This window comes from Inhella sp. (assembly GCF_041912635.1).
In the GTDB taxonomy this organism is placed as follows: Bacteria; Pseudomonadota; Gammaproteobacteria; order Burkholderiales; family Burkholderiaceae_C; genus Inhella.
This window is the reverse complement of the sequence record NZ_JAYRMO010000007.1, coordinates 122,794-147,166: the sequence shown is the minus strand read 5'-3', so window position 1 is coordinate 147,166 and position 24,373 is coordinate 122,794. Positions and strand designations below refer to the sequence as shown.

Sequence of the window (24,373 nt, the reverse complement as noted above, 5' to 3'; positions counted from 1 at the left end):
ATGGCCGCTGCCACGACGCCGACCTGCGTCTTCACCATCGTCTCGAAGAACTACCTGCACTACGCCCTCAACCTGATGGAGAGCGTGGCGCAGCACCTGCCGGCCGCGCAGCGCGTGGTGGTGCTGTGCGACAGCACCGAGGGCCTGGAGCCGCCCCCCAAAGGCATCGAGTTCCTCGGCATCGAAGACCTGGGCATCGCCCAGGTCGATCGCATGCTGTTCCAGTACACCATTCTGGAACTGAACACGGCCATCAAGCCCTTCGCGTTTCGCAAGCTGTTCGAGCGCGAAGCGCTGGGCTCGATCATCTACTTCGACCCCGACATCCAGCTTTTCAGCAGCGGCGCGCCCCTGCTCGCGCGCCTGCAGCAGGCCGATGTGGTGCTCACGCCCCACCTGGGCGCGCCGCTCGACGATGACCGCCACCCCTCGGATCTGTCGATCCTGCAGAGCGGCACCTACAACCTCGGCTTCCTGGCCCTGCGCCGCAGCGCCGATGCGCGCACGCTGCTGGACTGGTGGAGCGAGAAGCTGCGCCGAGACTGCGTGGTCGACATCCCGCGCGGTCTGTTCACCGACCAGAAGTGGATGGACCTGGTGCCGGGCTTCTTCGAGCGTGTCTGCATCGAACGCCACCCGGGCTGGAACGTCGCCTACTGGAACCTCAAGCACCGCGCGGTGACGCAGGACGGCGAGGGCTTCAAGGTCAACGGCGAGCCGCTGTTCTTCTTCCACTTCTCGGGCTACAGCATTGGCGGCCGCTCCATCAGCAAGCACCAGGACCGCTTCGACCTGGCGCAGTGCAGCGCTGCCACCCAGCAGCTGTTCGCGCAGTACGTGGAGCGTCTGGACCGCTTCGGCCGCAGCCGCTACGCCGCCATGCCGTACGCCTTTGCGCGGCTGGCCAATGGCATCAGCCTGCCCGATGTGGCGCGCAAGGTGCTGCGCCTGGAACTGCTCGATCAGGTGCCGCTGCCAGACCTGCGCACCCCGGACGGCGCCGAGGCACTTTGCGCCGCCCTGCTGGCACCGGTGGATGGACTGCAACCGCCTCTCTCGCGAGTGGCGCTGCAGCTGCACCGGGACCGGGCGGACTTGCAATCGGCTTTTCCGGATGTGCGCGGCGCGCACCGCCAGGCCTACCTGAGCTGGTTTGCCGAGCGCGCGCCCATCGAGGCCGGCCTGCCCGACGCCTGGGTGCAACCGGCCCCCGGCAGCCCGGCCGCCGCGCCTCGGCCCGCCGCCCCGGCGCCGGGCCGGCAGGGCGCCACCCTGTTCCGCACCGCCTACCGCCTGGCCTGGCAGAGCCGCAATCTGCTTCGCCCTTTCACCACCCCGGCGCTGCGCCACAAGGTGCGCAGCTACCTGGTGGGCCGCGCCTTCCCGCCTACGGCCACCGCTCCTGCGGCGGCAGCGGGCGCAGCCAGTGCCGTGCCTGCGGGGCTGAACCTGATCGGCTACGTCAAAGCCGAGAGCGGCGTGGGCGAGTCGGCCCGGGCCACACTGCGCGCGCTGCGCGCCGTGGACTTCCCCCTGGCCGTGCGCAACTTCCAGGCCGGCAATGTCTCGCGCATGGGGGAGCAGGTGGAGGAGAGTGCACCGGGCGCGCAGCCCTTCGCTGCGAGCCTCTTTCACATCAATGCCGACCAGCTGCCGTTGGCGCGCACGGTGATCGGCGAAGCGCTCTTCCAGGTGCCGCGGCGCATCGGCTACTGGGCCTGGGAGTTGGAGAACTTCCCGGCCGAGTGGTGCAACGCCTTTGCCCATGTCGACGAAGTGTGGGTTCCTTCCACCTTCTGCCAGCAGGCCATTGCGCAGCGTGCGCCGGTGCCCGTGCTGGTGATGCCGCATGCCATCGAGATCCCGGCGCAGATCCGGCCCGAGCGGGCCCGCTTCGGTCTGCGCGAGGGCAGCGTGGCCTTCCTGGCCATGGCCGATTTGCTCAGCAGCGCCGCGCGCAAGAACCCGCTGGGCGCCCTGCAGGCCTATGTGAAGGCTTTCGAGGGGCGGCAGGACGATGTGCAGTTGGTGCTCAAGGTCAGCAATGGTGAGCGTGACCCGGCGGCGATGGCCGCTTTGCGCGCCCTGGCCGCGCGCGCGCCGGGCGTGCAGCTCATCGAGGGCTATCTGGATCGCCCCAGTCTCAATGGCTTGATCGAGTCGGTCGACTGTTTTGTCTCGCTGCACCGCTCCGAGGGCTTTGGCCTGGTGCTGGCCGAGGCCATGGCGCGGGGCAAGGTGGTGCTGGCCACGGCCTGGTCCGGCAATATGGACTTCATGACGGCGGAAAACTCGCTGCCGGTGCGCTACGAGCTGGTGCCGCTGCATCAGGATGAAGGCCCCTACCGCCGGGGCGAGCGCTGGGCCGAGCCCGATCTGGATGACGCGGCGGCCAAGTTGCGCCTGGTGGCTGAGGACTCTGCGCGACGGCAGCGTCTGGGTGCGCAGGCGCGCGTGGACTGCGAGCGCCAGCTCGCACCGGCCGTGGTGGGCCGCCGCATGCAGGAACGGCTGCAGGTGCTCTTGAACCTGAGCGAAGGGGCCTGAGCGCATGGTGGATGTGGATGTCTTGATCCGCAGCTGCGGCCGGCCCAGCCTGGCGCGGGCGGTGCAGTCGGCCCTGGAGCAGGCTGGCGTGCGCGTGCAGGTGCGGGTGGTGCCAGCCGGGGGCGAGCCCTTGCAGGACCTGGCCGAGCACCCGCAGGTGCAGGTGCTGCCCGTGCAAGGGCGTCTGAGCCGCTCGGCCGCCGCCAATGCCCTGCTGCAGGCCGTGGAGGCGCCGCTGGCGCTGTTCCTCGACGACGACGACTGGCTGCTGCCCGGGCATCTGCAACGCTTGGCGCAGGCCCTGCAAGCTCAGCCTGAGGCTGTGGCCGCGCACACCGGGGTCGAGGTGCTGAGCGGTGAGCCGCCCCAGCGCGTACATGTCTACGACCAGCCGGTGGACCCCACCCGCATGCAGCTGCAGAACCAGCTGCCCATCCACGCCGTGCTCTTCCGCTGCGCGGCACTGGAGGCTGCGCCGTCGCTGCGCTTTGACGAAAGCCTCGATCATTTCGAGGACTGGGACTTCTGGCTGCGCTTGCTGATGCGGGGCGGCCTGGTGCACGTGCCCGGCGTCAGTGCCGTCTACTGGCTGGACGCGCAGCAGGGCTCGGGCCATGCCACCCAAGGTGCACAACGGGCCCTGCAGCTGGAGGCCTTTGCCGCGCGCCAGCTGTCGCGCTGGTCGCCCGCGCAGCTGCGTGAGCTGATCGAATGGCAGGGCCAGCAGGACGCGCAGCACAGCGCCGCCGAGCAGCGCGGCCAGGCCCTGGCTGCGGAGTTGCAGGCGCTGGCGCAAAGCAGTGCGGCCCGCATTGATGAGCTGGCCGCCGAGTTGGACAGCGAGCGGCGCGAGCTCAGTGCGCACCGCCGCGAGCTGCAGACCCTGCAGACCCTGCGCGAGCGCCAGCTGGCTGAGATTGCCGGGCTGAGCCGTGAGCTGGGCCAGGCGCAGCAGCAGCGCGACGCCTTGCTGAACTCCACGTCCTGGCGCCTCACCCGGCCTCTGCGTGCCGTGGGCAAAACCTTGCACTGGCTGCGCAGCGGGCGCGCGCGCCACCTGCTTGGGGGCCTGCGCCAGCGCGCCGCCAGTGCCTGGCGCCGCCATGGGCTGTGGGGCAATCTGCGCCGCATCCCGCATTACCTTCGCCTGCTGCCGCGCCTGGTGCGCGACTACTCGCAGCCCGCCGGCGTGGTGGCTGCCAACCCTTTTGCCGTGGCTGCGCCCGTACGCCCGCCGCTGCGTCTGCACCCCCAGCTGGTGGCAGATGAGCGCGTGCTGGCGGAGGTCCGCGTCTCAGTGGTCATCCCGGTGCTGAACGGTGGGCCGGAGCTGCTGCTGTTGGTGCGCAAGTTGCTGGGGCAGCAGGGGCTGGGCGGGATTGAGGTTGTGGTGGTGGATTCGGGTTCCAGCGACGGCATCCCGGAACGCATCGAAGCCCTGGGTGTGCGCTTGGTGCGCATTCGCCCCGAAGAGTTCAGCCACAGCCATGCGCGCAATCTGGGTGCCGAGCACGCCACCGGCACGCATCTGTTCTTCATGGTGCAGGACGCCTACCCGATCGGCGACCGCTGGCTCTACGGCATCGTGCGCTACCTGCTGGACCATGCCGAGCAGGGCGTGGTGGCGGCCTCCTGCGCCGAGTACAGCCGCGCCGACAGCGATGCGATGTACGACTGCAGCGTCAACACGCACTACCGCTTCCTGGGCTGCCTGGACGAAGACCGCATCGGTCACTTCATCGGCGACGACCACATGAGCCTGCGCTCGATGGGCCAGCTCAGCGACGTGTCCTGCCTGATCTCGCGCGCCCTGTTCCAGCAGTACCGCTACCGCGGCGATTTCGCCGAGGACCTGGACCTGGGCATCCGCCTCATCAAGGCCGGGCACAAGGTGGCCATGCTGGCCTCGCTGAAGGTCGTGCACTCGCACAACCGCCCTGCTTGGTATTACCTGAAGCGCACCTTCGTGGACGTGGTTTTTCTGGTCGATCTGTTCGAGGACTTCGAGCGCCCCGGCTGCCGCTCGCTGCGCGGGCTGATCGAGGGGATCGAGCTCGTGGCCCAGCGCCTGGCGGCTTGGCTGCCCGAGCTGCAGGGGCTGCCCGACGGTCAGTCCCCCAGCGAGGCGCTGCGCACCTGGCTGCAGGGCGCCCGCCATTGGCTGCCGCGGCCGCAGCAGGATTGGCAGGCCCTGGACGACGCGCGTGTGGATGGTTTCGTGCGCCAGCTGCTGGCCGAGCACCGCCAGCAGCCTGCTGCCAAGGAAGCGGACCGCGAGCGCCTGCAGGAGCGCCAGCGTTTCGTGGACATGTTCATGTCGCGCCTGGAGCACTTCGGCCACTTCGCCGCGCCGATCTACACCGCTGCCGACGCCCGCGTGCGCGAGGAGTACGCCGCCGCTGCACTCAAGACCTTTGCTGCCAGCGTCGGTGCGGCGCTGGCTTTCTGGGTGCTGGACCGCCGCGCGACGCCGGGCTCCGCTTCGGATGCTGAACGAGCCTGGGCCGAGCAGCTGTTCTCGCAATTGAAGGCAGGCGTTTGATGCGCATCCTTTTCGTTCTGCATCAGTTCTTTCCTGAATTCCAGGGTGGCACGGAACGCGTGGCCCTGAACCTGGCCCGGATGGCCCAGCGTGCCGGTCACCATGTGCAGGTGCTCGCCTGCCGTGTGGCGCCGGCACCGGCCACACCCCATGCGAGCCTGCCAGGCGTGCAGACCCTGGTTGTGGAAGGTGTGCCCGTGCTGCTGCTCGACCGCCGCCGCCTGCCGGCCACGGCCGACCTTGGCTTCGAGGTGGACGAGCCGCTGTGCGCCGAGCTGCAGACCTGGCTGGCTGAACAGCGTTTTGACCTCGTGCACGCCTTGCATGGCATGCGCATGGCCACCGCGCTGGCGGCGGTGCAGCGCTGTGGCCTGCCCCTGGTCTGGACGCTGACCGACTTCTTCCAGGCCTGCTACCGGGTCAACCTCATCGACAGGGAGGGTCGCCCCTGCGCCACCGGCCCAGAGGGCGGCGCCGCCTGTGCCCAGCGCTGCGCCACGCCGGCCTGGACGCCCCAGGGCCTGGCCGACCGCCACGCCCGCGCGCACGCCATGCTGGCCTATGCGCAGGTGCGCGTGCTGCCCTCGGCCTTCGTGCAGCGCCAGATCGCGCAGGCCTTCCCAGGTCTGGAATGCCTGGTGCTGCCACATGGCGTGGATCTGCTCGCCATGGCCCATACGCCGCCTGTGCCGCGGCGCGATGAACGCCTGAGCCTGGGTTTCATCGGCAGCCTCCAAAAGCCCAAGGGCGTGCAGCTGCTGCTGGCCGCGCTGGCCTTGCGGCCGGATGCGCCGCTGCGCCTCAGCGTGGCCGGTGCCTTCCATGGCGATACGGCATTCGAAGCCGACCTGCGCGCCCGGGCCGCGGCAGACCCGCGCATCGAGTTGCTGGGCCCGCTGAACGCTGCGGGCGTGCGCCGTCTCCTGCAGGAGCTCGATCTCTTGTGTTTGCCCTCGCTGGTGCCCGAGACCTATTCCCTGGTGCTGCATGAGGCCGCCGCGGCGGGCGTGCCGGCCCTGGTGTCAGACCGTGGCGCGCCGGCCGAGCTGGTACGTGAGCAAGGAGGTGGCGAGGTGGTGAGCTTGGACGAACCAGCCGCCTGGGCCGCCGCCTTCGATGCCTGCCTGGCCCAACCCGAGCGCCTGCCCGCGTGGCGGCGTGCGGTGCGCCTGCCCATGCGCATCGAGGAAGAGGCCTTCTTGTACGAGTCCCTCTACCGTCAGGCGGCAGGGCGCGCCTGAGCGGCGTTGCGGCTGGCCCATGCCAGCGCTGCCAGCATCAGCAGCGGCACGGCAAAGCGCCCGTCGCGCAGGATCACGTTGAACAAGCCTGCCGCCGCCATCGCGGCCCAGACCAGCAGGGCAGCGTGCGAGCCCGGGCCTGCGCGCCAAGACTGGCGCAGCACCACCCACCACCATCCCAGCAGCAGCGCCAGGCCGAAGACCCCGCCCTGGGCCAGTACCAAGAGGTAGTCGTTGTGCGGGGTGCTGTTTTCGATCAGCAGGTAATGCGTGTGGGGTACGCGCTGGAACCATTCGCCCTGCCAGCTGGCCAGGCCATGACCGAGCAGTGGCTTCTCTTTGATCATGGCCACGCTGGTCTCGATCATCAGCACGCGCAGGCCCCAGCTGGTAGGGGCGGTGGGGTCGAGCTGGTAATGCTGCAGCTCGTGCAGTCCCTCGGCAAAGCGGGCCCGTACGCCCGGCGCCGCCTGCCAGGCCAGGGTGCAGGCGGCCAGGAAGGCGGCCACGAAGCCCAGGCGCAGGCGCAGGCTGGGCAGGCGCTGCCAGCCCAGCAGGCCCAGCAGCAGGGGCAGCACCACCATGCCGCTGCGGCGGTCCTGCAGCACCACGCCCAGCAACGCCAGCAAGCCCGCCAGCGCCCAGGCCCAGCGTGTCCGCGGCGTGCTGCTGCACAGGGCCTGATCGATCGCCAGCGCGCAGCCGATGGCCAGCAACAGCGAGGTCAGGATGCGGGCATTGCCGTCGGCTTCGAACGTGGTGACCCAGATGCCGCTGCCGGCCCCGGGCATGCCGAACACGGCGCCCCAGGCCACGCAGGCGCCGAGCAGCGCGCAGGCCGCGCACAGATGCGCCAGCAGGCGACGCGCCCAGGGCCCGGGCAGGCCATGGGCCAGGACGGGGGCGAGCAGCAGCAGGCTGTATTGCCCGAGCTGATTGACGATCTGCTTCTGCGGCGCCGAGCTCCAGGCGGAGGAAACCAGGCAGCCCAGCCAGAACAGCAGCGCCGCCTGCAAGGGGCGATCCTGGCGCAGCAGCTGCGCCAGGCCGGTAGCGCCCAGGCGCCAGATCGACCAGCCCAGCAGGATCAGCAGCAGCGGGTACTTGAGCCCGATGGGCAGGAACAGCACCCAGGCCGCCAGGCCGGCTGCCACGCCGCTGAGCAGGTCGAGCTTCATGCCAGCCGCCGCGAGAACAGGCCGGCGCCGCAGCCGCGCAGCAGCGCCCCCAGCTTGGCCAGCTTTTGCGGCTCGGCCATCAGGATGCCCACCGCCTCGTAGCCCAGGCGCAGCAGGCACAGCCAGGCAAAGCCGGGCTCCCGCCACAGGCTGTGCCGCGCCAGCCAGAGCGTGTTGCGGGCGATCAGGTAGCGGCGCGCCGGGGAGTGCCCGCCCGCCTGCAACTGCACGCCAAAGAGCTTGTAGGCCCGGCGCTCACCGATGCGGTGACCGAAGCTGTGGCCGCCATGCAGCATCACCTTCAAGCCGGCGCGGTGCGCGCGCAGGCAGTACTCGGTGTCCACATGGTCGATGCGCAGGCCTTCGTCGTAAGGCCCGAGGCGTTGCAGCGCGGCCAGGCGCCAGACCGACATCGAGTTGATGACGAAGGCCACCGCATGCAGGCCTTCGACCTCGCGCGGCAGGTAGCGCAGGCGCCAGCGGCTTTCGAACTGCAGGTGCTTGCCACGCAGGCCGGTGGCGCGGTCGCGGTAGGCCGGGGCCACAGCGGCCACCTGCGCGTCGGCCAGCAGCGCCTGCACCGCAGGGTCGGCCAGCAGGGCGGGCAGCACGTCGACCTCCGAGTCCTCGTCCACGAACACGATCTGCTCGATGTCCGGCCGTTCGGCCCGCAGGCGTTCGACGGCGCGGTTGTAGGCGCCGGCCAGGCCGCCGCGGTTGGCGTTGGCGATGCGCAGCAGATGGGGGTGCGCGGGCAGCAAGGCCAGGGCAGGGTGGCCGGCCGGCGCGTTGTCCACCAGCACCACGGCGCCCAACTGGGCGAGCAGGCGCTCGACGATGGGCCCGGGCTGGCTTTGCAGGTGGTAGACGACGAGGACCGCGGCGGTCGCGCCGGCCACCGGATCCTTCACGGGATCAGAGGCGGTTGATCAGCGCGGCCAGCGTGATGCCGATGTTGCCGAGCCGGGTCTGGCGGTGGATACCGCTGCGGCGCAGGCCGGCCAGGCGCGCACCGACCCAGCGCTTGCGCACGGCGATGAACTCATCGAGCACCTGCTGGTTCTCGGGCGTCATCAGGTGGCGCACGCGCTCCAGCGCGACCAGATTGCAGTCCACCCAGCCGCGGAAGCGACCCTGCAGCAGCTGCTTGATGCGCTTGAGCTGGGCCTTGGGGCTGATGTTCGAGCCGAACTGGTTGCCGCCATGTTGGCGGTAGCGCACCGTGGGGTGTTCGTCGTAATGCACCTGGCCGCCGCAGCTGCTCACCAGCATGTAGGCCCACCAGTCATGCGTCACGGCCTCGACGTTCTCACCCGCGGTGCGCAGCAGCTCGCGCGCGGCGCGGTTGAAAACCATGGTGTTGCCGCCGGCAATGCTCTGAACGAGCGCGTTCTTGAAGCTGGGTGGGCGCTGGAACAGCGGCGAGTAGCCGATGTGCTGGTTGCGTGCATCCACCAGCAGGGTGCGCGAACCGTACAGCGCCGGGATGTGGTCGGGCACCGTCTTGAGCCAAGCCACCGCGCGCTCCAGCTTGTCGGCCTCCCAGATGTCGTCCTGGTCGGCGTAGGCGAAGTAGTCGGCCTCGATGTCGGCGCGGCAGGTCAGCGAGAGGAAGTTCGCCGTCGAGCCCTCGGCCGGGCCGGCGTGGATGGAGATGCGGTCCTCGCCCCAGTGCGATTGGTAGTACTCGAGGATGTCGTGCGTGTAGTCGTTCGAGCCGTCGTCCGACGCCCAGATCGACCAGCTCGGGTGGCTCTGGGTGGCGATGGAGTTCAGCTGCTCGGCCAGGAAATGCTGCGCCTGCATGGTGCACAGCAGCACCGCGACCTTGGGGGCCGGAGGGTGCTGGCGGTGCAACAGGGATTTGAGCGAGACGAGCGGGATGACGCGCCGGAACTCTTCCCACGGGGAGAGCAGCTCCGCGACGGTCTGGCGTCGCGCGGCGGCATCGGCTCGTTGCACCAACTCAGGCGCCCGAGTTTTTTCTACTTGCCCTGACATGGCGCGGGAGTTTAGCGGCAGGGCTGCCGGCCGATGTGATGGCCAACACAAACCGACGATTCTCTGAGTCTGGTTACGGCTTGATACCCCTGGGCCTGCGGGGCGGTCGGCCAAAAGTCACGGCCTTTGCGGGTGAATCAGCGCAGCAGCTCGGCGTAAGCCGCAAACACCCGCTGCTCGTCGAATTCCCGTTCCACCAGGGTACGGCCGGCCTGGCCCAGGTCCTGCAGGCGCTCGGGCGGGCAGGCGAGGACGTCGCGCAGGGCCTGCGTCAAGGCGGCGCTGTTGCGTGGCGCGCACAGCCAGCCGTTCAGGCCGGGCCGCACCACGTCCCGGCAGCCGGGTACATCGGTGGCCAGCAGGGGCTTGGCCATGGCGGCCGCCTCCAGCAGGCTGCGCGGCACGCCCTCGCGGTAGGAGGGCAGCACCACGCAGTCGGCGCACGCCAGTTCGGGCCGCACGTCGTCCACCTGCTCGATGTGCTGCACCCAGCCGGCCTGCAGCCAGGCCTGCAGCTCGGCGGCTGAAACCGCCGTGGGGTTGGCGGCGCGCGAGGAACCCAGCAGCACGAAATCGCAGTCTGGCCGCTCCTGCTTCAGCACGCGGGCGGCGGCCACGAACTCGTGCACGCCCTTGTCGCGCAGCAGGCGCGCCACCATCAGGAAGCGCCGGGCCGGGCCGTGGCGCGGCGCTGGCTGGAAGCGCTGCAGGTCCACGCCCGAGCCGGGCAGGCGCCGTGTGCGTTCGGCCGCCACCAACCCCAGCTGAACAAAGACCGCGCGGTCGTCCTCGTTTTGAAACAGCACGCAGGCGGCCCGGCCCAGGGCCGGGCGGTAGAGCGGCTTCACCAGCTGGGTCAGCGCACCCGGTTCGATGAAGAGCCGCCCCAGGCCCGAGACATTGGGCAGGAAGCGTGCGCCACGCGGCAGCGCCAGGCCACCGTACAGATTGCCCTTGGGCGTGAAGCTCAGCAATGCCTGCACTTGCAGCCGGCGCAGCAGGCCACGCAGCTGCCACAGCGAAGCCAGCTCCTGCAAGGGCCGTGTACCGCCCGCCGCCAGCTCCCAGGGGTGGAAGGCGAAGCCGGCGTCAGTCAGCCGGGTCTCGTAGCCGTCGGCCGGGGCGATGAAGACGACCTCATGCCCGAGTTCGCGCAGATGGCGGGCCAGGCCCAGGCGGAAGTTCTGCAGATACCAGGCCGAGTTCGCCAGGATCGCCAGCCTCATCGCATCCACCGTTCATGCCAGGCGTTGAACATCAGCACGTCCCAGAGCCGGTACTGCCAGTTGCGCCGGCCGCTCAGGTGCTCCTGCCAATGGCGCTGCACCCGCTCGGCATCCAGCAGACCGGTCTGGCGCAGCCGCGTCGGTTCCAGCAGGGCCTCCGCCCAGTCGCGCAGCGGGCCGCGCAGCCAGGCGTCCAGCGGCACGGCAAAGCCCTGCTTGGGTCGCTCGATCAACGTACGCGGCACCTGGCGGTAGAGCAGCTGGCGCAGCACCCATTTGCTCTGACCCTCGCGCAGCTTCAGGTTCAGCGGCAGTTGCCAGGCGAACTCGACGATGCGGTGGTCCAGCAGGGGCACGCGGGTTTCGAGGCCCACGGCCATGGCGGCGCGGTCCACCTTCACCAGGATGTCGTCGGGCAGATAGCTCATCTGGTCGGCCAGGGCCATGCGGTCCACCGCCTCGGGCAGGGCGGGCAGTCGACCGGGGTCCAACCAGCTCGCCCCTTCCTGCGCGCCCAGCACCAGGGCGCCGGGGTCGGGCCAGTGCGAGACCAGGGCGCGGTACATGGCCATCGCGTCGGCCGCGGGCAGCACGGCCTCGGCCGCCTTGTGGAGCTGGTCGCCCAGATTGGCGCGGCCCAGCCACCGGCCCAGGCGGTCCAGCCGCGCCGGCGGCTGGCCGAGCACGCAGCGCGCCGCCCAGCGCCGCAAGCCCAAGGGCAGGCGCGCCAAATGGCGCCAGACCCGCGCCGCCAGCACATAGCGGTTGTAGCCGGCGAAGAGCTCGTCGCCGCCGTCGCCCGAGAGCGCCACGCGCACCTCGCGCTGCGCCAGGCGCGCCACCAGATGGGTGGGGATCTGCGAGGAGTCGGCAAAGGGTTCGTCGTAGAGCTGGGGCAGCTGCGGGATCAAGGCCAGGGCGTCGGCGCTGCCGACATAGAACTCGGTGTGCGTGGTGCCCAGATGCGCCGCCACGGCCTTGGCGTGCTCGGCCTCGTTCAGATGGGCCTGCTCGAAGCCGATGGCGAAGCTGTGCACCGGCCGGTCGGACAGGGCCTGCAGGCGCGCCACCACGGTGGAGGAATCCACCCCGCCGGACAGAAAGGCGCCGAGCGGAACATCGGCCACGCGCTGGCCCATCAGCGCCTGGTCCAGCAGCTCGCCCAGGCGCTGCACCGCGTCTTCTGGAGCCCAGTCCCGCGCGCCGGCACTGGCGATGGCCGGCAGGTCCCAGTAGCAGCCGGACTGCGGCGCCTGGCCGGCGCGCAGGCTCAGCCAATGCGCCGGCGCCAGCTTGTGCAGGCCCTGGTGGATGCAATGCGTGCCCGGCACGACGTTGTGGCGCATGTAGAGCGCCAGCGCGCCGCGGTCGATCTCGCCCCGCCAGTCTGGGTGCTCGCGCAGGGCCTTGAGCTCGGAGCCGAACACGAAGTCGCCGCCGGGCAGATGGCCGTAGTACAGCGGCTTCTCGCCCAGGCGGTCGCGCGCGAGCTGCAGGGTCTGCTGCTCACGGTCCCAGAGCGCGATCGCGAACATGCCGACCAGGCGCGGCAGCGTGCCCTGCAGACCCCAATGCGCCACCGCCGCCAGCAGGGTCTCGGTGTCCGAGTGGCCGCGCCAATCCTGCGCCGGCAGCTCGCGGCGCAGATCCAGGTGGTTGTAGATCTCGCCATTGAATGCCAGCACATAGCGGCCACAGCGCGAGACCATGGGCTGATGCCCGGCGGGCGAGAGATCGACGATGGCCAGTCGACGGTGCCCCAGGGCCATGCCCTGCTCCAGCCACAGGCCTTCGCTGTCCGGCCCGCGATGGGTCAGCGTGGCCGTCATGCGGGCCAGCGCGGCCTGCAGCTCGGGCTCGGGGCGGGCTTGTTGGGTCAGGAAGCCGGTCAGGCCGCACATGCGTCAAAGACTTTCGTAAAGCGCCAGATAGCGCGGCCACACGGCCTGTTGCGGAAACTCGGCTTGGACCTTGGCGCGCAGGCGCTCGCCCAGGGCCTGGCGGGCCGCGGCGCCGGCCTGGGCCCAGCGCAGCAGGGCCTGTGCCAAGGCCTCGGGGTCTTGCGGTGGCGCCAGGCATTCCGGCGGCAGCAGCTCGGCGGCATCGCCGCAGCGGGTGCTGACACAGGCGCGCGCACAGGCCATGGCCTCGCCCAGCACATTGGGGAAGCCCTCGGCGCGCGAGCTCAGGCAGAACAGATCCAGGGCGGAGAGCACGGCCGGGATGTCTGCGCGGTTGTCCAGGCGCAGCACGGGCAGCTTCAAGCGGGCGATCTCAGCCCCCAGCGCGGCGTCCTGCGGGATTCCGCTGCCCACCAGCACGAAGCGCGCCGCGGGCCAGGCTTGATGCAGGCGCGCGGCGGCTTGCAGGAAGTTGGCATGGTCCTTTTGCGGGTCCAGCCGGGCCACGAGACCGACCAAGAGTTCGTCGTCGGCCACGCCCCATTCCCGCCGCAGCGCCTGCCGCGCCTGGGCGTCTGGGCGGAAAGTCTGGGTGTCGAAGCCGTTCGGGATCCAGTGAAAGCACGCGGCGCGGTAGCCCTGGGCGGCGTGGACGGTGAGGGCGCTGCGCGCATTCGTGACGATGGCCGCCGGCCGGCCGGATAGCCAGGCGCAGAGCCTGACGACGAGCCGCGTGCCGGGGCGGATGTCAGTCGCGCCCAGCCCCGTCTGGCGCACGTTCCACACCAGGCGCCGGATGCCGGCCGGCCGCGCCAGCAGGGCGCCGAGCAGGTCGGCGTGGTACATCCAGGTCTGCAGCAGCGCGCCCTGGCGGCGCGCGCGCAGCCAGCTCCACAGGCCCAGCAGGCGCCACGGCCGGCGGCCCGAGAGCCCGAGCGACTGCACTGAAAAGCCTGCCGCGCGCAGGCGCTCGCCCACCGGCCCCAGCCCGCCCAGGGACAGCACTTCCTGCGCGATCTCCGGGTTCTGTGCCCGCGCGCTGTGCAGCAGACGTTCCAGCGCCGTTTCCGCACCACCTTGACCCAGGCCGCTGATCAAGTGCAGCACCCGCTCAACGCGCGCCATGGGCCTCCCTCAGCGCGGTCAGCAGCGCCGTGCCGATGCGTTCGCGCGCGTAATGCTGCTCGGCCACCTGGCGGCCCATTCGGCCCAGCGCGGCGCGCTGCTCGGCATCGCGCAGCAGGCCGTCCAGCGCCTGCACCCATTCATCCGCATGGCGCGGCCCCAGGCCCAGCGCGCCCAGCGCCAGCACCTCGGCGTTCATGCCCACCGGCGACACCACCGCCGGCAGGCCGCAGGCCATGTAGCTCAGCATCTTGAAACTGCACTTGCCGCGCGCCCAGGGGCTGTCGTCCAGCGGCATCAGGCCGATGTGGAAGCCCTGCAGCTCCGCCACCTCGGTGGCGGCGTTCCAGCGGCGGAACTCCACTTGCTCGGGCGGCAGGGTGCGCCAGGGCGGGGCGGCATCGGCCACCACGCGCAGGCGGGCCTCGGGGTGGCGGCGAAGCACCTGCTGCAGCGCATCCTCCAGCGCCAGCAGGTAGGCAAAGCCGCTTGAGCTGCCGCTCCAGCCGATCACCAGCGGGCCTTCGGCCGGCGGCGCCGGGCAAAAGCGCGTGGTGTCGATGGCCGTGGGCAACACCCGCACCGGCCCGAAGCGCCCGAAGTGCTCGGCCAGAAACTGGTTGCCGCAAAGCGTCAGCGCGGCACGGCGGGCGATGGCGTTAGCGCTCCCGCCGCGCGGGCCCAGAAAGATCGCGTCGTCCACATCGAACACAAAGGGAGCGCGCAGGGCGCGCTCGGCGCTGTGCAGGGTGGCGATCAGATGGCGCTGCAAAAAACACAGGTCCGCGTCATGCGTTTGGCGTGCGCGCCGCCAGGAGTCGGCCAACGCGCGCAGGCCCCAGGCCGGGCGGCGCCAGGCCTGCGGTGGCGGGTAGGCGCCATGGCGAGCGGGCAGCTCGCGTGCCTCCAGCCCCTGCGCGCGCAGCCAGGCTTCATGCTGGCGCCAGCGAAAGCGCGAGCTGGGCACGTCCTGGCCCTGCGTCAGCGCGAGGACCGACCTCAAGCCGGACATGGCTGCTCCCGCCGTCCGCTGAGCAGCGGTGGCAGCGCCCAGGCCACCAGGGCCAGCTTGGCCAGGAAGTTCAGCTGGGGCAGGAAGTTGTCCAGAAAGACCGAGAGCACCACGGCCGCGGCCAGGTTCGCTGCCAGCAGCTGCTGCAGCAGGCTGCCGCCCTGGCGGGCACGCTGGTGGTGCTGGCCGGCCCACAGGCCATAGGCCCAGAGCCCGGCCAGCGCGCCCGCCCAGCCATAGCCCGGCAGCAGGGAGAAGTAGATCGAGTACACATTGCCCAGGCGCTCGCCCTCGCCGAAGGGCAGGTACTCCTGGTGCAGCGGGCCGGGTTCGCAAAGCCCCAGGTGTTGCAGCGCCAGGCAGGGCACGCGCAGCGGGTCCCAGCTGGGCACCAGCAGCTGCGGTTGCTCCCACCAGGCCGAGAACAGGATGGGACCCTGCAGCAGGTAGTCCGCCAGGTTCTTGCCCACCAGGGTGGCGATCTCGGCCGGGTCGCCGGCGAGGTCGATGCCTTCCTTGCCCACCAGCACCGCACCGGCGGCGAACAGCGCCAGACCGATGCCCATCAGCGCGAGCAGGCCGCGCAGGCGCAGGCGCTCGGGCTGCAGCAGGCGCAGGTACAGCAGCACCAGCACCAGCAGCACCAGGGGCGCGCGCCCATTGGCCAGCAGATTGCCCGCCACCCAGGGCAGGGCCAGCAGGGCCACCACCATCCAGCTCAGGGCGCGCTGCAGCGCGCCCAAGGCCAACATGGGCACCAGGATCAAACCCAGCACCAGGTAATTGCCGGCCAGCGGGCCCAGCGTGGCCTCCCCGCTGACGGCCTGAACGCGCAGCTGGAAGGCCAGGGCGAGCAGGTCGTTGCTGCCGCCCATTGCGCCAATTGCTTGCATCTCGGCCCAGGCCAGCGGCAGGCCCAGGGCGTGCAGGGCCAGGCACAGCCAGGCCAGCCGGCGCCAGAACGCGGGCGCCAGCGGTGCTGCGGGGGCCTGCGCCGGCACCACTGCCGCGCCCTGCCAGGCGCCCAGAGCAAAACAGGCCGCACCGGCGAGATAAAGCAGCAGGGCCGGTGCCGCCACCGCGTGATAGCCCCAGGCCTGCGCGGCAGCGATCAGCAGCAGCACCACGCCCCAGACCGCCGGAAAGCCGACCGCCGGATGCAGGGCATCGCGCGTCAGCCGGCCCATCAGCCAGGCCAGCAGCAGCAGGTTCAGGCCGATCAGGGCCATGTCGGGGTGGGCGGGTTCAAGGGGCCGGGATTCTCGTTGCTGCCCGAAGGAGCTGACGCAGGCCGGCGGCATCCAGCAGCCAGGCCAGGCCGGCGAACAGCAGCAGGCCGAGCGGCAGTTGCAGCGCCAGCGGCCAGCCCGGCAGGGCGCGCAGCAGCGCCGCCGCCGCCAAGGTGCACGCCAACACCCGCAGGCCCGCGCCGCCCAGTGCCGGCAGCAGGCCGCTCTGCCGCGCCCGGGCGTAGGAGAGCGTGGCGCCCAGCAGCAGCGCCCCCAGCAGGGCCCAGGCGGCACCCAGGACACCCAGCCGCGGCACCAGCAGCAGGTGCCCGGCCACGCTCAAGGCCGCCACCAGGGCCGTGCTAGCCAGCGCCAGGTGGGTGCGCTGCTGCAGCTGGAAGGGCAGGTCGAACAGAAAGAGGCGCAGGCCGGCCAGTGCAGCGGCCGTGGCCAGCCAGGGCATCAGCGCCGCCGCAGCCGGCGCCAGCGCGGGGCCGAATACCAGCGCGGCCAGCCCCGGCGCAGCGCCCCAGACCAGGGCCAGGAAGGCGCCGGCCAGCAGCAGTTGCAGATTCGCCATGCGCGCCAGCAGATGGTTGGCCTGCGCGGGCTCGGCTTCATAAGCCTGCACCGCCTTCGGAAAACCGGCCAGATAGACCACCGAGAGCAGCACGCCCAGGGTCTGCTGCATCAGATCGGCAGCCGCTGCGTAGCCGGCTAGCGCGGCCGGGCCCTGCAGGCTGTGCAGGATCAGGCGGTCGGCGCTGTCCGTCAGCGCCAGCGCGGCAAACCCCAGCAACTGCGGGCCGCCGTACTGCCACACCGGCCCTAGCAGGGTGGCCTGTGCGGGTGCGGTGCTGCGCAGGCTGGGCCCGGCCAGCCAGGCGGCCAGCCAGGCCGCAGCCGCAAACGCCATCAGCACCCCCGGCGCGGCCGGCGCCAGCCCGGCCAGGGCGATGAAGGCCAGGGCGCGCAGCAGGCTCAGGCGCCCGTAGCGCAGGGGGTCCCCGCTGGCATTGGCGCGTTGCAGCTGGAAATTGAACAGGCCCATGCCGGCCACGCCCAGCGCAATCGCCAACGCTTCTGCCGTGCGTTCGGGCCGCCACAGCGCCACGCCACCGGCGGCCAGCAGGGGCAGCAGGGCCAGCAGCGCCCACAGGCGCAGCAAGGTGGAATCCAGCGCAGGCCCCAGGCTGTGCAGGCGGCCGTAAGCGGTGTGCGCCCACTGGAAGAGCAGCAGGGCGGCGCTGCCCACCAGGGTCTGGCCCAGCGCCCAGCGCCCATAGTCCTCGGCACTCAGCCAGCGGCTCAAAAGCGCCAGCGTGGCCAGGGCCAGCAGGCCGTTGAGGGCGCGCACGCCCAGATAGAGCAGGGTGTGCTTGAGCATGGGGGCCGCCATTCTGGAGGAGGTGAGGCGTCGGCCTGGGGCAAACCCGCTGCATAGAATTCCGCGCCTCTGTCAGGCCGCCATCGGGGCGGCCTTGTTTTTGTCGCGCTCACTGAAGGACATCACGCTGCCATGCTGAACAAAGGCCTTGCTGCGCTGCTCATTGCCTGCGGCCTGATCGCATCGGCTGGCGCCCAGAGCACGCCCGAAGCCGCGCGCGACGCCACCTCGCTGGGCCCGGTGCGCCTGGTTCAGCCGCCACGCGCGCCCCTGCCGCCGGCTCTGGCCGCTTCGCAGCCCGGCGAGCGCCGTGCCGAGCTACCGCGTTCCTTCAGCCCCTTTGAGCACTACGTCTCGCGCCTGGCCGACGGCCCCCGCGTGCCCGAGGAACCCCAGCCCGAGCCCACGGTGCGGCGCTTCGGCGCCGACCTGCTCTGGGCCGCGCCGGCGCCCGAGCGCGACGGCGCGGTACCCGACGACTACGTGCTGGGCCCGGGCGACGAGCTGCTGCTCGACCTGTGGGGTTCGGTGGAAGCCAGCCTGCGCTTGCGCGTCGGGCCGGGCGGCAGCGTCAGCATCCCGCGCGTCGGTGCCGTGTCGGTGGCGGGCCGCCGCTTTGGCGAACTGGCGCCGCTGCTGCGCCAGCGCGTGGCGCAAAGCTTCAAGCAGTTCGATCTGGCCCTGGGCATGGGCGAGCTGCGCAGCGTGCGCGTGCTCGTCACCGGCTATGTGCAGCGCCCGGGCCAGCACAGCCTCTCCGCCCTGGCGGGCTTGAGCCAGGCGCTGGCCGCTGCGGGTGGCCCCAGTGCCGTGGGCAGCCTGCGCCGCATCGAGCACCGCCGCGCCGGCAGCCTGCTGGCCAGCGTGGACCTGTACGAGCTGCTGCTCAAGGGCCAGGGCGCGGCCGAGCGGCGCATCCAGGCGGGTGACGTCATCCATGTGCCGGCGGCCGGGCCGCAGGTGGGGGTGATCGGCGCCGTGCAGCACCCGGGGGTGTTCGAGCTCAAGGGTGAGGAGACGGTGGCCGACCTGATCGCCATGGCCGGCGGCCTGGCTCCGGTGGCGAACCGCCAGCGCGCCGTGCTGCTGGCCTTGGACGGCGAGCAGCCGGTGCGCGAGCTGGAGCTGGCCCAGGCCGGCCAGCAGCGCCTGCAGGCCGGCGAGGTGCTGCGCCTGCACAGCCTGGCCGAGCTGAACCGCCCCAGCCAGGCCCTGCACAAGCGCGTGCGCGTCGAAGGCGAGGTGCTGCGCCCCGGCGACTATGTGCTGCCGGCTAGCGCCACCCTGCGCGAGGCCCTGGCCGCTGCCGGCGGCCCCAGTCCCGAGGCCTATCTGTTCGGCACCGAACTGCGCCGCGAGACCGTGCGGCGCCGCCAAATGGAGGGCTACGACCGCGCGCTGCGCGAGCTGGAAACCGAATTCACCCGCGCCGCGGTGACGCGCAAGGAGCGCCCGCCACCCGAGGGCACGCCCGATTCCCGCGTGGCGCATCTGCGCCTGATCGAGCGCCTGCGCCAGGTGCAGCCCAGCGGCCGCGTGGTGCTGCAGTTGGCGCCCGAGGCCCGCGAGCTGCCGGCGCTGCCGCTCGAGGACGGCGACCAGCTCATCGTCCCCGGCCGCCGCCAGGCCATCAGCGTGTACGGCTCGGTCTTCAATGGCGGCAGCTTCGAGTACCGCGAGGGCACGGATCTGGCGCATTACCTGCAACGCGCTGGCGGCCCCACGCGCGGGGCGGACAAGGACAGCCTGTTCGTGCTGCGCGCCGATGGCTCGGTGGCCAGCACGCGGCTGCAAAGCTTCTGGCAGCGCGAGGGCCTGCAGCGCCTGCCGGCCCTGCCAGGCGACACCCTGTTCGTGCCAGAAGACCTGGATCGTTTGCGCCTGAGCCAGGAACTGAAAGACTGGGCGCAGATCCTGGCCCAGTTCGGCCTCGGCGCCGTGGCCCTGAAGAACCTGACCCAATGAGCGCCACCCCGCTGCAATTGCTGTGGAGCGAGGCGCGCCTGATCGTCGTTGGCGCGCTGGTGGCCGGTGTGCTGGCGGTCGCCGGCAGCTTCCTGGTGCCGCCCAGCTTCACCGCCCGCGCCGTGGTGCTGCCGCCCGCACCCGCCTCGGCCATCGCCAGCGGCGCTCTGGCCTCGCTCGGCGCCCTGGCCGGGCTGGCCACGCAGGCCGGCGGCCGCAGCCCGGATCAATTCCTGGCCCTGTTGCAAAGCCGTACCGTGGCCGATCGCATGCTCGACCAGTTCGAGCTGCAGAAGCTCTACGACAAGGAGCTGCGCGAGGACGCGCGCAAACGCTTCTGGCAGAACCTGCGCGTGCAGCTGAACCGGCGCGATGGGCTGATCAGCATCGAAGTCGACGACCACGACCCCCAGCGCGCCGCCGCCATGGCCGCGGCCATGGTGGAGCAGCTGCGCCGCATGGCCAGCGAGGTGGCCGTGACCGAGGCCGCGCAGCGCCGCAAGTTTTTTGAGGAGCGCCGCGCCGAAGCCGCCGCCCAGCTGCAGCAGGCCCAGGCTGCCTTGCAGCGCAGCGGCCTGGCGCCGGAAAGCCTGAAGACCGAGCCCAAGGCCACCGCCGAGGTCTACGCCAAGCTGCGCGCCGAGCTGACCGCCGCCGAGGTGCGCCTGCGCGTGCTGCAGACCACCCTGGCCGATCAGGCCCCCGAGGTACGCCAGCAGCGCTCGGCCATCGCCGGCCTGCAGGCCCAGTTGCAGCGCCTGGAGACCGGCGGCGTGGCCGAGGCCGAGGGTGGCTATGTGACCCGCTACCGCGAGTTCAAGTACCAGGAAGCCTTGTTCGAGCAGTACGCGCGTCAGTACGAACTGGCGCGGGTGGACGAGGGCCGCGAGGGCGGACTGCTGCAGGTCATCGACGCGCCGCAGGTGCCGGAGCGCAAGTCCAGCCCCAAGCGCGCCTTCATCGGCGTGGGCGTGAGCACGGCCGTGGGCCTGGCGCTGGCCATCTACGTGCTGCTGCGCGGCCCGCGCCGTCGCCCGGCCTGAGCGATGGAAGCACTGCTGGCCGCTGCCGCTCTCGGTCTGCTGGTGGCTGCCCTGGGGGCGCTGCTGATCGTGCGCTCGGCCCGCCTGCATGCCTGGTGGTCGGCCGACCACGACTTCAGCGGCCCGCAGAAATTCCACGGCCGCGCAGTGCCGCGCATCGGCGGGCTGGCGCTGTGGGCCGGTTTTGTGGCGGCCTCCGCGGTCTGGTTGCCGCAGCGCCCTGAACACCTGCCTTTGCTGGGCGGGTTGCTGCTGTTCTCCCTGCCGGTGCTCGGTGGAGGCTTGTGGGAAGACCTGACCAAGCGCATCAGCCCGCGCCGCCGCATGGCCCTGCTGGCGGTGGGCGCCCTGGCTGCGGCCTGGGGCCTGGAGGCCACCATCAGCCGTACCGACATCCCGGGCCTGGACTGGATCGCCGCCTGGCCGGCCGGCGCCGTGCTGCTGGCCCTCTTCGTGGTGCTGGGCGTCAGCAATGCCGTCAACATCATCGATGGCTTCAACGGCCTGGCCTCGATGTGCAGCGTCATCATGCTGGCGGGCCTGGGCGCCGTGGCGCTGCAGGTGGGGGATGGGGCGATCGCCGGCGCGGCCCTGCTGCTGCTGGCCGCCACGCTGGGCCTGTTCCTGCTGAATTACCCGCTCGGTCTGATCTTCCTGGGCGACGGCGGTGCGTATTTCCTGGGTTTCATGCTCAGCGAGCTCGGCATCTTGCTGCTGGTGCGCAACCCGCAGGTCTCGCCTCTGTTTCCGCTGCTGCTGTGCGGCTACCCGGTGGTCGAGACCCTGTTCTCCATGTACCGCCGGCGCGTGCTGCGCGGCCGGCCCATGGCCGCGCCCGATGGCGTGCACCTGCACAGCCTCATCTACCGCCGCCTGGTGCGCTGGGCCGTGGGCAGCCGCGATGCCCGCGAGTTGCTGCGGCGCAACTCCCTGACTGCCCCCTATTTATGGGTGGCCTGCGCGCTCGCGGTGCTGCCGGCGGTGCTGTTCTGGCGCTCCAGCGCGGCCCTAGGCATCTGCCTGCTGCTCTATGCCGGGGCCTATGTGAGCCTGTACTGGCGCATCGTGCGTTTCCGGGCGCCGCGCTGGCTGGTCCGACGGCCGGTGCTGGCCTGAAACACCGGCCGGGCGACAATGTCCGGCTATGACCCAAGAAGCAAACCCGGCGCCCCAGCGCTTTGACACGCTGCCGCTGGACCCCAAGCTGCTGCGCGCGGTGGCCGATTCCGGCTACACCGCCATGACCCCGATCCAGGCCAAGGCCATCCCCATCGTGCTGGATGGGCGCGATGTGATGGGTGCGGCCCAGACCGGTACCGGCAAGACCGCGGCGTTCTCGATCCCGCTGCTGCAGCGCATGCTCAAGCACGAGAACAGCAGCATGTCCCCGGCCCGCCACCCGGTGCGCGCTGTGGTGCTGGCGCCCACTCGCGAGCTGGCCGACCAGGTGGCGCAGAACGTGCTGTCCTACGCCAAGCACACGAACCTGCGCGTGGCCTGCGTGTTCGGCGGCGTCGACATCAAGCCCCAGGCGGCGCAGTTGCGCGGCGGTGTGGAAGTGCTGATTGCGACACCGGGTCGTCTGCTCGATCACATCGAGATGAAGAACTGCGCCTTGCACCAGGTCGAGTACGTGGTGCTGGACGAAGCCGACCGCATGCTCGACATCGGCTTCCTGCCGGACCTGCAGCGCATCCTCAGCTTCCTGCCCAAGAACCGCCAGACCCTGCTGTTCTCGGCCACCTTCTCGCCCGAGATCAAGCGCCTGGCCTCCAGCTACCTGCAGAACCCCGAGCTGGTGGAGGTGGCGCGCCCGAACGCCACGGCCACCAATGTCGAGCAGCGCTTCTACAGCGTGGGCGACGACAAGAAGCGTGCGCTGCTGCTGCAGCTGTGGCGCGAGCGCGGTGCCAAGCAGGCCATTGTGTTCATGAACAGCAAGCTCGGTGCTGCGCGGCTGACGCGTGCCTTGGAGCGTGACGGCATCAAAGCCAGCGCGCTGCACGGTGACAAGAGCCAGGACGAGCGCCTGAAGACCCTGGCCTCGTTCAAGGCTGGCGAGGTCGATCTTCTGATCGCCACCGACGTGGCGGGCCGCGGCCTGGACATCGCCGAACTGCCCCTGGTCTTCAATTTCGACGTGCCCTTCAATGCCGAGGACTATGTGCACCGCATCGGCCGCACCGGCCGGGCCGGTGCACTGGGCGTGGCCATCACCTTTATCTCGCCCAGCGATGCCCGTCTGGTGACTGACATTGAGAAGCTGATCAAGCGCGAGATCAAGCCCGAAAGCGTCAACGTGGCCGACGAGGAGCGCCCGCGCCGCCCGCGCAGCGATTGGAGCGAACGTCCAGAACGCGCCGAGCGCCCGGAACGGACCGAACGCGCGGAGCGTCCGGAACGTTCCGAGCGCCGCGACGAGTACCGCGCCGCGCCGCGCCGCACCCCGGCGGATCCCTTCTTCGACAAGCCGTACGAGCCCAGCGCGAGCGCCGAACCGCCGGCCTGGGAGCGCGCGGCGGCTACGGCCATCAAGCCCAGCGGCCCCTCGCGCTACATCAAGCCCAAGCGTCAGGTCGCGGCCCTGTTTGCGCCGCCGGCTCCGGTTCAGCCCGAGGCCAGCCAGGAAAAGATGGCCGGTTGATCGGCCGGCAGGGTCGAGGGCTGGCGCTTCCAGTCCGCGACCCGCGCCGTGCGCGTCCATGCCAAAGGCGTGCACAGCGAGGCGCTGACCGACAGCAGGGTCTCGCCCTGCAAGGCCTGCAGCAGGCCGTCCAGCAGGGCCTGGTTGCGGTAGGGCGTCTCGATTGCCAGCTGGGTCTGCTGCTCGCGCTTGGAGCGCTGCTCCAGCTCCTTCACCCGCGCCAAGCGCGCTGCCGCCTCCTGCGGCAGGTAGCCGACAAAGGCAAAGCTCTGCCCCTGCAAGCCGCTGGCGGCTAGGGCCAGCACCAGGCTGCTCGAACCCGACAGGGTCACCACACCGAAACCCTCGCGATGCGCGGCGGCTACGAGTTGGCTGCCCGGGTCCGCCACTGCGGGCAGCCCCGCTTCGGAGAGCAGGCCCAGATCCTGCCCGGCGCGCAGCGGCGTCAGCAGCGGCTTCCAGTCGGGCGACGGACCCTTGCCACCCTTGGGGGGGCGCGGCAGCTCCTGGATCTGCAGCGATTGCAGCGGCTGCGCCAGCGGGAAGACCGCGTCGACGCGCTTCAGAAAGGCGCGTGCGGTCTTGGCGTTCTCGACCACCCAATGACTCAGGCGCGCGGCCTCGCGCAGGGTGCTGCGCGGCAGCAGGTCGTCGAGTGGCGCCGGTTCACCGGCGATGCCGAAATCCAGCGTGTTCGGAACGAGGAAGAGGCGGGCGCTGCTCATGCCGCGTCCAAGGGGTCGATGCCGGCCTCGCGCAGCAAGCGGCCGAGCGCGATCAGGGGCAGGCCGATCAGCGCGGTCGGGTCGTCGGACTCGATCGCATCGAGCAGCGCGATGCCCAGGCCCTCGCTCTTGGCACTGCCGGCGCAGTCGATGGCGGGTTCGAGCGTGAGGTAGCGCGCGATCGCCGCGAGCGAGAGCGTGCGAAAGCGCACCCGCACCGGCACCAGCAGGCTGCGCTGCGAGCCGGGGCCGACCAGGGCCAGGCCGGTCTGGAACACCACGGTGCGGCCGCTCAGGCGCGCCAGCTGCGCCTGGGCACGGGCGATGTCGCCGGGCTTGCCGATCGGCTCGCCGTCCAGGTCGGCCACCTGATCGGAGCCGATCACCCAGGCGTCGGGATGCAGGGCTGCTACGGCCTGCGCCTTGGCCAGGGCCAGGCGCTGGGCCAGTGCCGCCGGGGCTTCGCCGGGCAGCGGGGTTTCGTCGGTGTGCGGGGCCTGCACCGTGAAGGGCAGGTGCAGTCGCTCCAGCAACTCGCGCCGGTAGCGGGAGGTCGAAGCCAGGATCAAGGGGGCGGTCATGGCGGCATTTTTTCACCCCCACCTAA

At 71.1% G+C, this 24,373-nt stretch carries 18 protein-coding genes; 7 read left to right on the top strand and 11 right to left on the bottom strand.

The genetic code is table 11. From position 1 onward, the window contains the following. From ACE3QP_RS06150 to ACE3QP_RS06140, 3 genes are read left to right on the top strand one after another with little or no spacing between them, the layout of a single operon-like run. Nucleotides 1-2,547: a glycosyltransferase gene (locus tag ACE3QP_RS06150; RefSeq protein ID WP_374434445.1), complete on the top strand. Its 2,547-nt coding sequence runs from the start codon at nucleotides 1-3 to the stop codon at nucleotides 2,545-2,547. Nucleotides 2,548-2,551: 4 nt separating this feature from the next. Then, nucleotides 2,552-5,089 (top strand): glycosyltransferase, encoded by a 2,538-nt coding sequence (locus ACE3QP_RS06145; RefSeq protein ID WP_374434443.1) that lies wholly within the window; start codon nucleotides 2,552-2,554, stop codon nucleotides 5,087-5,089. Then, nucleotides 5,089-6,330: a glycosyltransferase gene (locus ACE3QP_RS06140; RefSeq protein ID WP_374434441.1), complete on the top strand. Its 1,242-nt coding sequence runs from the start codon at nucleotides 5,089-5,091 to the stop codon at nucleotides 6,328-6,330. The genes ACE3QP_RS06145 and ACE3QP_RS06140 overlap by 1 nt, the downstream gene beginning before the upstream one ends. On the opposite strand, the gene ACE3QP_RS06135 is transcribed toward ACE3QP_RS06140, so the two are convergent. From ACE3QP_RS06135 to ACE3QP_RS06095, 9 genes are all read right to left on the bottom strand, one after another. Then, nucleotides 6,309-7,508, bottom strand: coding sequence for an O-antigen ligase family protein (locus ACE3QP_RS06135; RefSeq protein ID WP_374434440.1), 1,200 nt, complete (start codon nucleotides 7,506-7,508; stop codon nucleotides 6,309-6,311). The genes ACE3QP_RS06140 and ACE3QP_RS06135 overlap by 22 nt on opposite strands. Beyond that, entirely contained in the window at nucleotides 7,505-8,419 is a 915-nt protein-coding gene (locus ACE3QP_RS06130; protein ID WP_374434438.1) for a hypothetical protein, read from the bottom strand. Before ACE3QP_RS06130 ends, ACE3QP_RS06135 begins: the two co-directional genes overlap by 4 nt. A 4-nt stretch (nucleotides 8,420-8,423) precedes the next feature. Further along, a complete protein-coding gene (locus tag ACE3QP_RS06125) occupies nucleotides 8,424-9,470 on the bottom strand; it encodes a glycosyltransferase family 2 protein (protein ID WP_310739923.1) in 1,047 nt (348 codons plus the stop codon). A gap of 176 nt (nucleotides 9,471-9,646) precedes the next feature. Then, nucleotides 9,647-10,735 carry a glycosyltransferase family 4 protein gene (locus tag ACE3QP_RS06120; RefSeq protein WP_374434436.1) on the bottom strand — a complete coding sequence of 363 codons (1,089 nt, stop codon included), beginning with the start codon at nucleotides 10,733-10,735 and terminating at the stop codon, nucleotides 9,647-9,649. Then, entirely contained in the window at nucleotides 10,732-12,636 is a 1,905-nt protein-coding gene (gene asnB / locus ACE3QP_RS06115) for an asparagine synthase (glutamine-hydrolyzing) (RefSeq protein WP_374434434.1), read from the bottom strand. The genes ACE3QP_RS06120 and asnB overlap by 4 nt, the downstream gene beginning before the upstream one ends. Before the next feature lie 3 nt (nucleotides 12,637-12,639). Beyond that, nucleotides 12,640-13,761 (bottom strand): glycosyltransferase, encoded by a 1,122-nt coding sequence (locus tag ACE3QP_RS06110; RefSeq protein ID WP_374434432.1) that lies wholly within the window; start codon nucleotides 13,759-13,761, stop codon nucleotides 12,640-12,642. Beyond that, nucleotides 13,748-14,773, bottom strand: a complete 1,026-nt coding sequence (locus ACE3QP_RS06105; RefSeq protein WP_374434430.1) for a glycosyltransferase family 4 protein — start codon at nucleotides 14,771-14,773, stop codon at nucleotides 13,748-13,750. Before ACE3QP_RS06105 ends, ACE3QP_RS06110 begins: the two co-directional genes overlap by 14 nt. Further along, complete coding sequence (locus ACE3QP_RS06100) at nucleotides 14,761-16,002, bottom strand: hypothetical protein (RefSeq protein WP_374434428.1); 1,242 nt, start codon at nucleotides 16,000-16,002, stop codon at nucleotides 14,761-14,763. Before ACE3QP_RS06100 ends, ACE3QP_RS06105 begins: the two co-directional genes overlap by 13 nt. A gap of 16 nt (nucleotides 16,003-16,018) precedes the next feature. Next, nucleotides 16,019-17,389, bottom strand: coding sequence for a polysaccharide biosynthesis C-terminal domain-containing protein (locus ACE3QP_RS06095; protein ID WP_374434427.1), 1,371 nt, complete (start codon nucleotides 17,387-17,389; stop codon nucleotides 16,019-16,021). Nucleotides 17,390-17,521: 132 nt separating this feature from the next. Between ACE3QP_RS06095 and ACE3QP_RS06090 the strand changes: the two genes are divergently transcribed. From ACE3QP_RS06090 to ACE3QP_RS06075, 4 genes are read left to right on the top strand one after another with little or no spacing between them, the layout of a single operon-like run. Then, on the top strand, nucleotides 17,522-19,354 hold the full coding sequence (locus ACE3QP_RS06090) for an SLBB domain-containing protein (protein WP_374434425.1): 1,833 nt from the start codon (nucleotides 17,522-17,524) through the stop codon (nucleotides 19,352-19,354). After that, a complete protein-coding gene (locus ACE3QP_RS06085) occupies nucleotides 19,351-20,397 on the top strand; it encodes a Wzz/FepE/Etk N-terminal domain-containing protein (RefSeq protein WP_374434423.1) in 1,047 nt (348 codons plus the stop codon). Before ACE3QP_RS06090 ends, ACE3QP_RS06085 begins: the two co-directional genes overlap by 4 nt. Before the next feature lie 3 nt (nucleotides 20,398-20,400). Beyond that, nucleotides 20,401-21,513, top strand: a complete 1,113-nt coding sequence (locus ACE3QP_RS06080; RefSeq protein WP_374434421.1) for a glycosyltransferase — start codon at nucleotides 20,401-20,403, stop codon at nucleotides 21,511-21,513. A gap of 28 nt (nucleotides 21,514-21,541) precedes the next feature. Next, the gene (locus ACE3QP_RS06075) at nucleotides 21,542-23,041 is read left to right on the top strand and encodes a DEAD/DEAH box helicase (protein WP_374434419.1); all 1,500 of its coding nucleotides are present in this window, start codon (nucleotides 21,542-21,544) and stop codon (nucleotides 23,039-23,041) included. On the opposite strand, the gene ACE3QP_RS06070 is transcribed toward ACE3QP_RS06075, so the two are convergent. Further along, nucleotides 23,005-23,766 carry an SAM-dependent methyltransferase gene (locus ACE3QP_RS06070; protein ID WP_374434418.1) on the bottom strand — a complete coding sequence of 254 codons (762 nt, stop codon included), beginning with the start codon at nucleotides 23,764-23,766 and terminating at the stop codon, nucleotides 23,005-23,007. The two genes, ACE3QP_RS06075 and ACE3QP_RS06070, sit on opposite strands and share 37 nt — an antisense overlap. Continuing rightward, nucleotides 23,763-24,347, bottom strand: a complete 585-nt coding sequence (locus ACE3QP_RS06065) for a Maf family nucleotide pyrophosphatase (RefSeq protein ID WP_374434416.1) — start codon at nucleotides 24,345-24,347, stop codon at nucleotides 23,763-23,765. Before ACE3QP_RS06065 ends, ACE3QP_RS06070 begins: the two co-directional genes overlap by 4 nt. Between the last annotated feature and the right edge of the window lie 26 nt (nucleotides 24,348-24,373).

What these genes read in the sequence shown, in the direction of transcription:
- ACE3QP_RS06150 (WP_374434445.1), top strand. Translation starts at nt 1, where the DNA reads ATGGCCGCTGCCACGACGCCGACCTGCGTCTTCACCATCGTCTCGAAG.
- ACE3QP_RS06145 (WP_374434443.1), top strand. Translation starts at nt 2,552, where the DNA reads ATGGTGGATGTGGATGTCTTGATCCGCAGCTGCGGCCGGCCCAGCCTG.
- ACE3QP_RS06140 (WP_374434441.1), top strand. Translation starts at nt 5,089, where the DNA reads ATGCGCATCCTTTTCGTTCTGCATCAGTTCTTTCCTGAATTCCAGGGT.
- ACE3QP_RS06135 (WP_374434440.1), bottom strand. Translation starts at nt 7,508, where the DNA reads ATGAAGCTCGACCTGCTCAGCGGCGTGGCAGCCGGCCTGGCGGCCTGG.
- ACE3QP_RS06120 (WP_374434436.1), bottom strand. Translation starts at nt 10,735, where the DNA reads ATGAGGCTGGCGATCCTGGCGAACTCGGCCTGGTATCTGCAGAACTTC.
- asnB (WP_374434434.1), bottom strand. Translation starts at nt 12,636, where the DNA reads ATGTGCGGCCTGACCGGCTTCCTGACCCAACAAGCCCGCCCCGAGCCC.
- ACE3QP_RS06110 (WP_374434432.1), bottom strand. Translation starts at nt 13,761, where the DNA reads ATGGCGCGCGTTGAGCGGGTGCTGCACTTGATCAGCGGCCTGGGTCAA.
- ACE3QP_RS06105 (WP_374434430.1), bottom strand. Translation starts at nt 14,773, where the DNA reads ATGTCCGGCTTGAGGTCGGTCCTCGCGCTGACGCAGGGCCAGGACGTG.
- ACE3QP_RS06100 (WP_374434428.1), bottom strand. Translation starts at nt 16,002, where the DNA reads ATGGCCCTGATCGGCCTGAACCTGCTGCTGCTGGCCTGGCTGATGGGC.
- ACE3QP_RS06095 (WP_374434427.1), bottom strand. Translation starts at nt 17,389, where the DNA reads ATGCTCAAGCACACCCTGCTCTATCTGGGCGTGCGCGCCCTCAACGGC.
- ACE3QP_RS06090 (WP_374434425.1), top strand. Translation starts at nt 17,522, where the DNA reads ATGCTGAACAAAGGCCTTGCTGCGCTGCTCATTGCCTGCGGCCTGATC.
- ACE3QP_RS06085 (WP_374434423.1), top strand. Translation starts at nt 19,351, where the DNA reads ATGAGCGCCACCCCGCTGCAATTGCTGTGGAGCGAGGCGCGCCTGATC.
- ACE3QP_RS06080 (WP_374434421.1), top strand. Translation starts at nt 20,401, where the DNA reads ATGGAAGCACTGCTGGCCGCTGCCGCTCTCGGTCTGCTGGTGGCTGCC.
- ACE3QP_RS06075 (WP_374434419.1), top strand. Translation starts at nt 21,542, where the DNA reads ATGACCCAAGAAGCAAACCCGGCGCCCCAGCGCTTTGACACGCTGCCG.
- ACE3QP_RS06070 (WP_374434418.1), bottom strand. Translation starts at nt 23,766, where the DNA reads ATGAGCAGCGCCCGCCTCTTCCTCGTTCCGAACACGCTGGATTTCGGC.
- ACE3QP_RS06065 (WP_374434416.1), bottom strand. Translation starts at nt 24,347, where the DNA reads ATGACCGCCCCCTTGATCCTGGCTTCGACCTCCCGCTACCGGCGCGAG.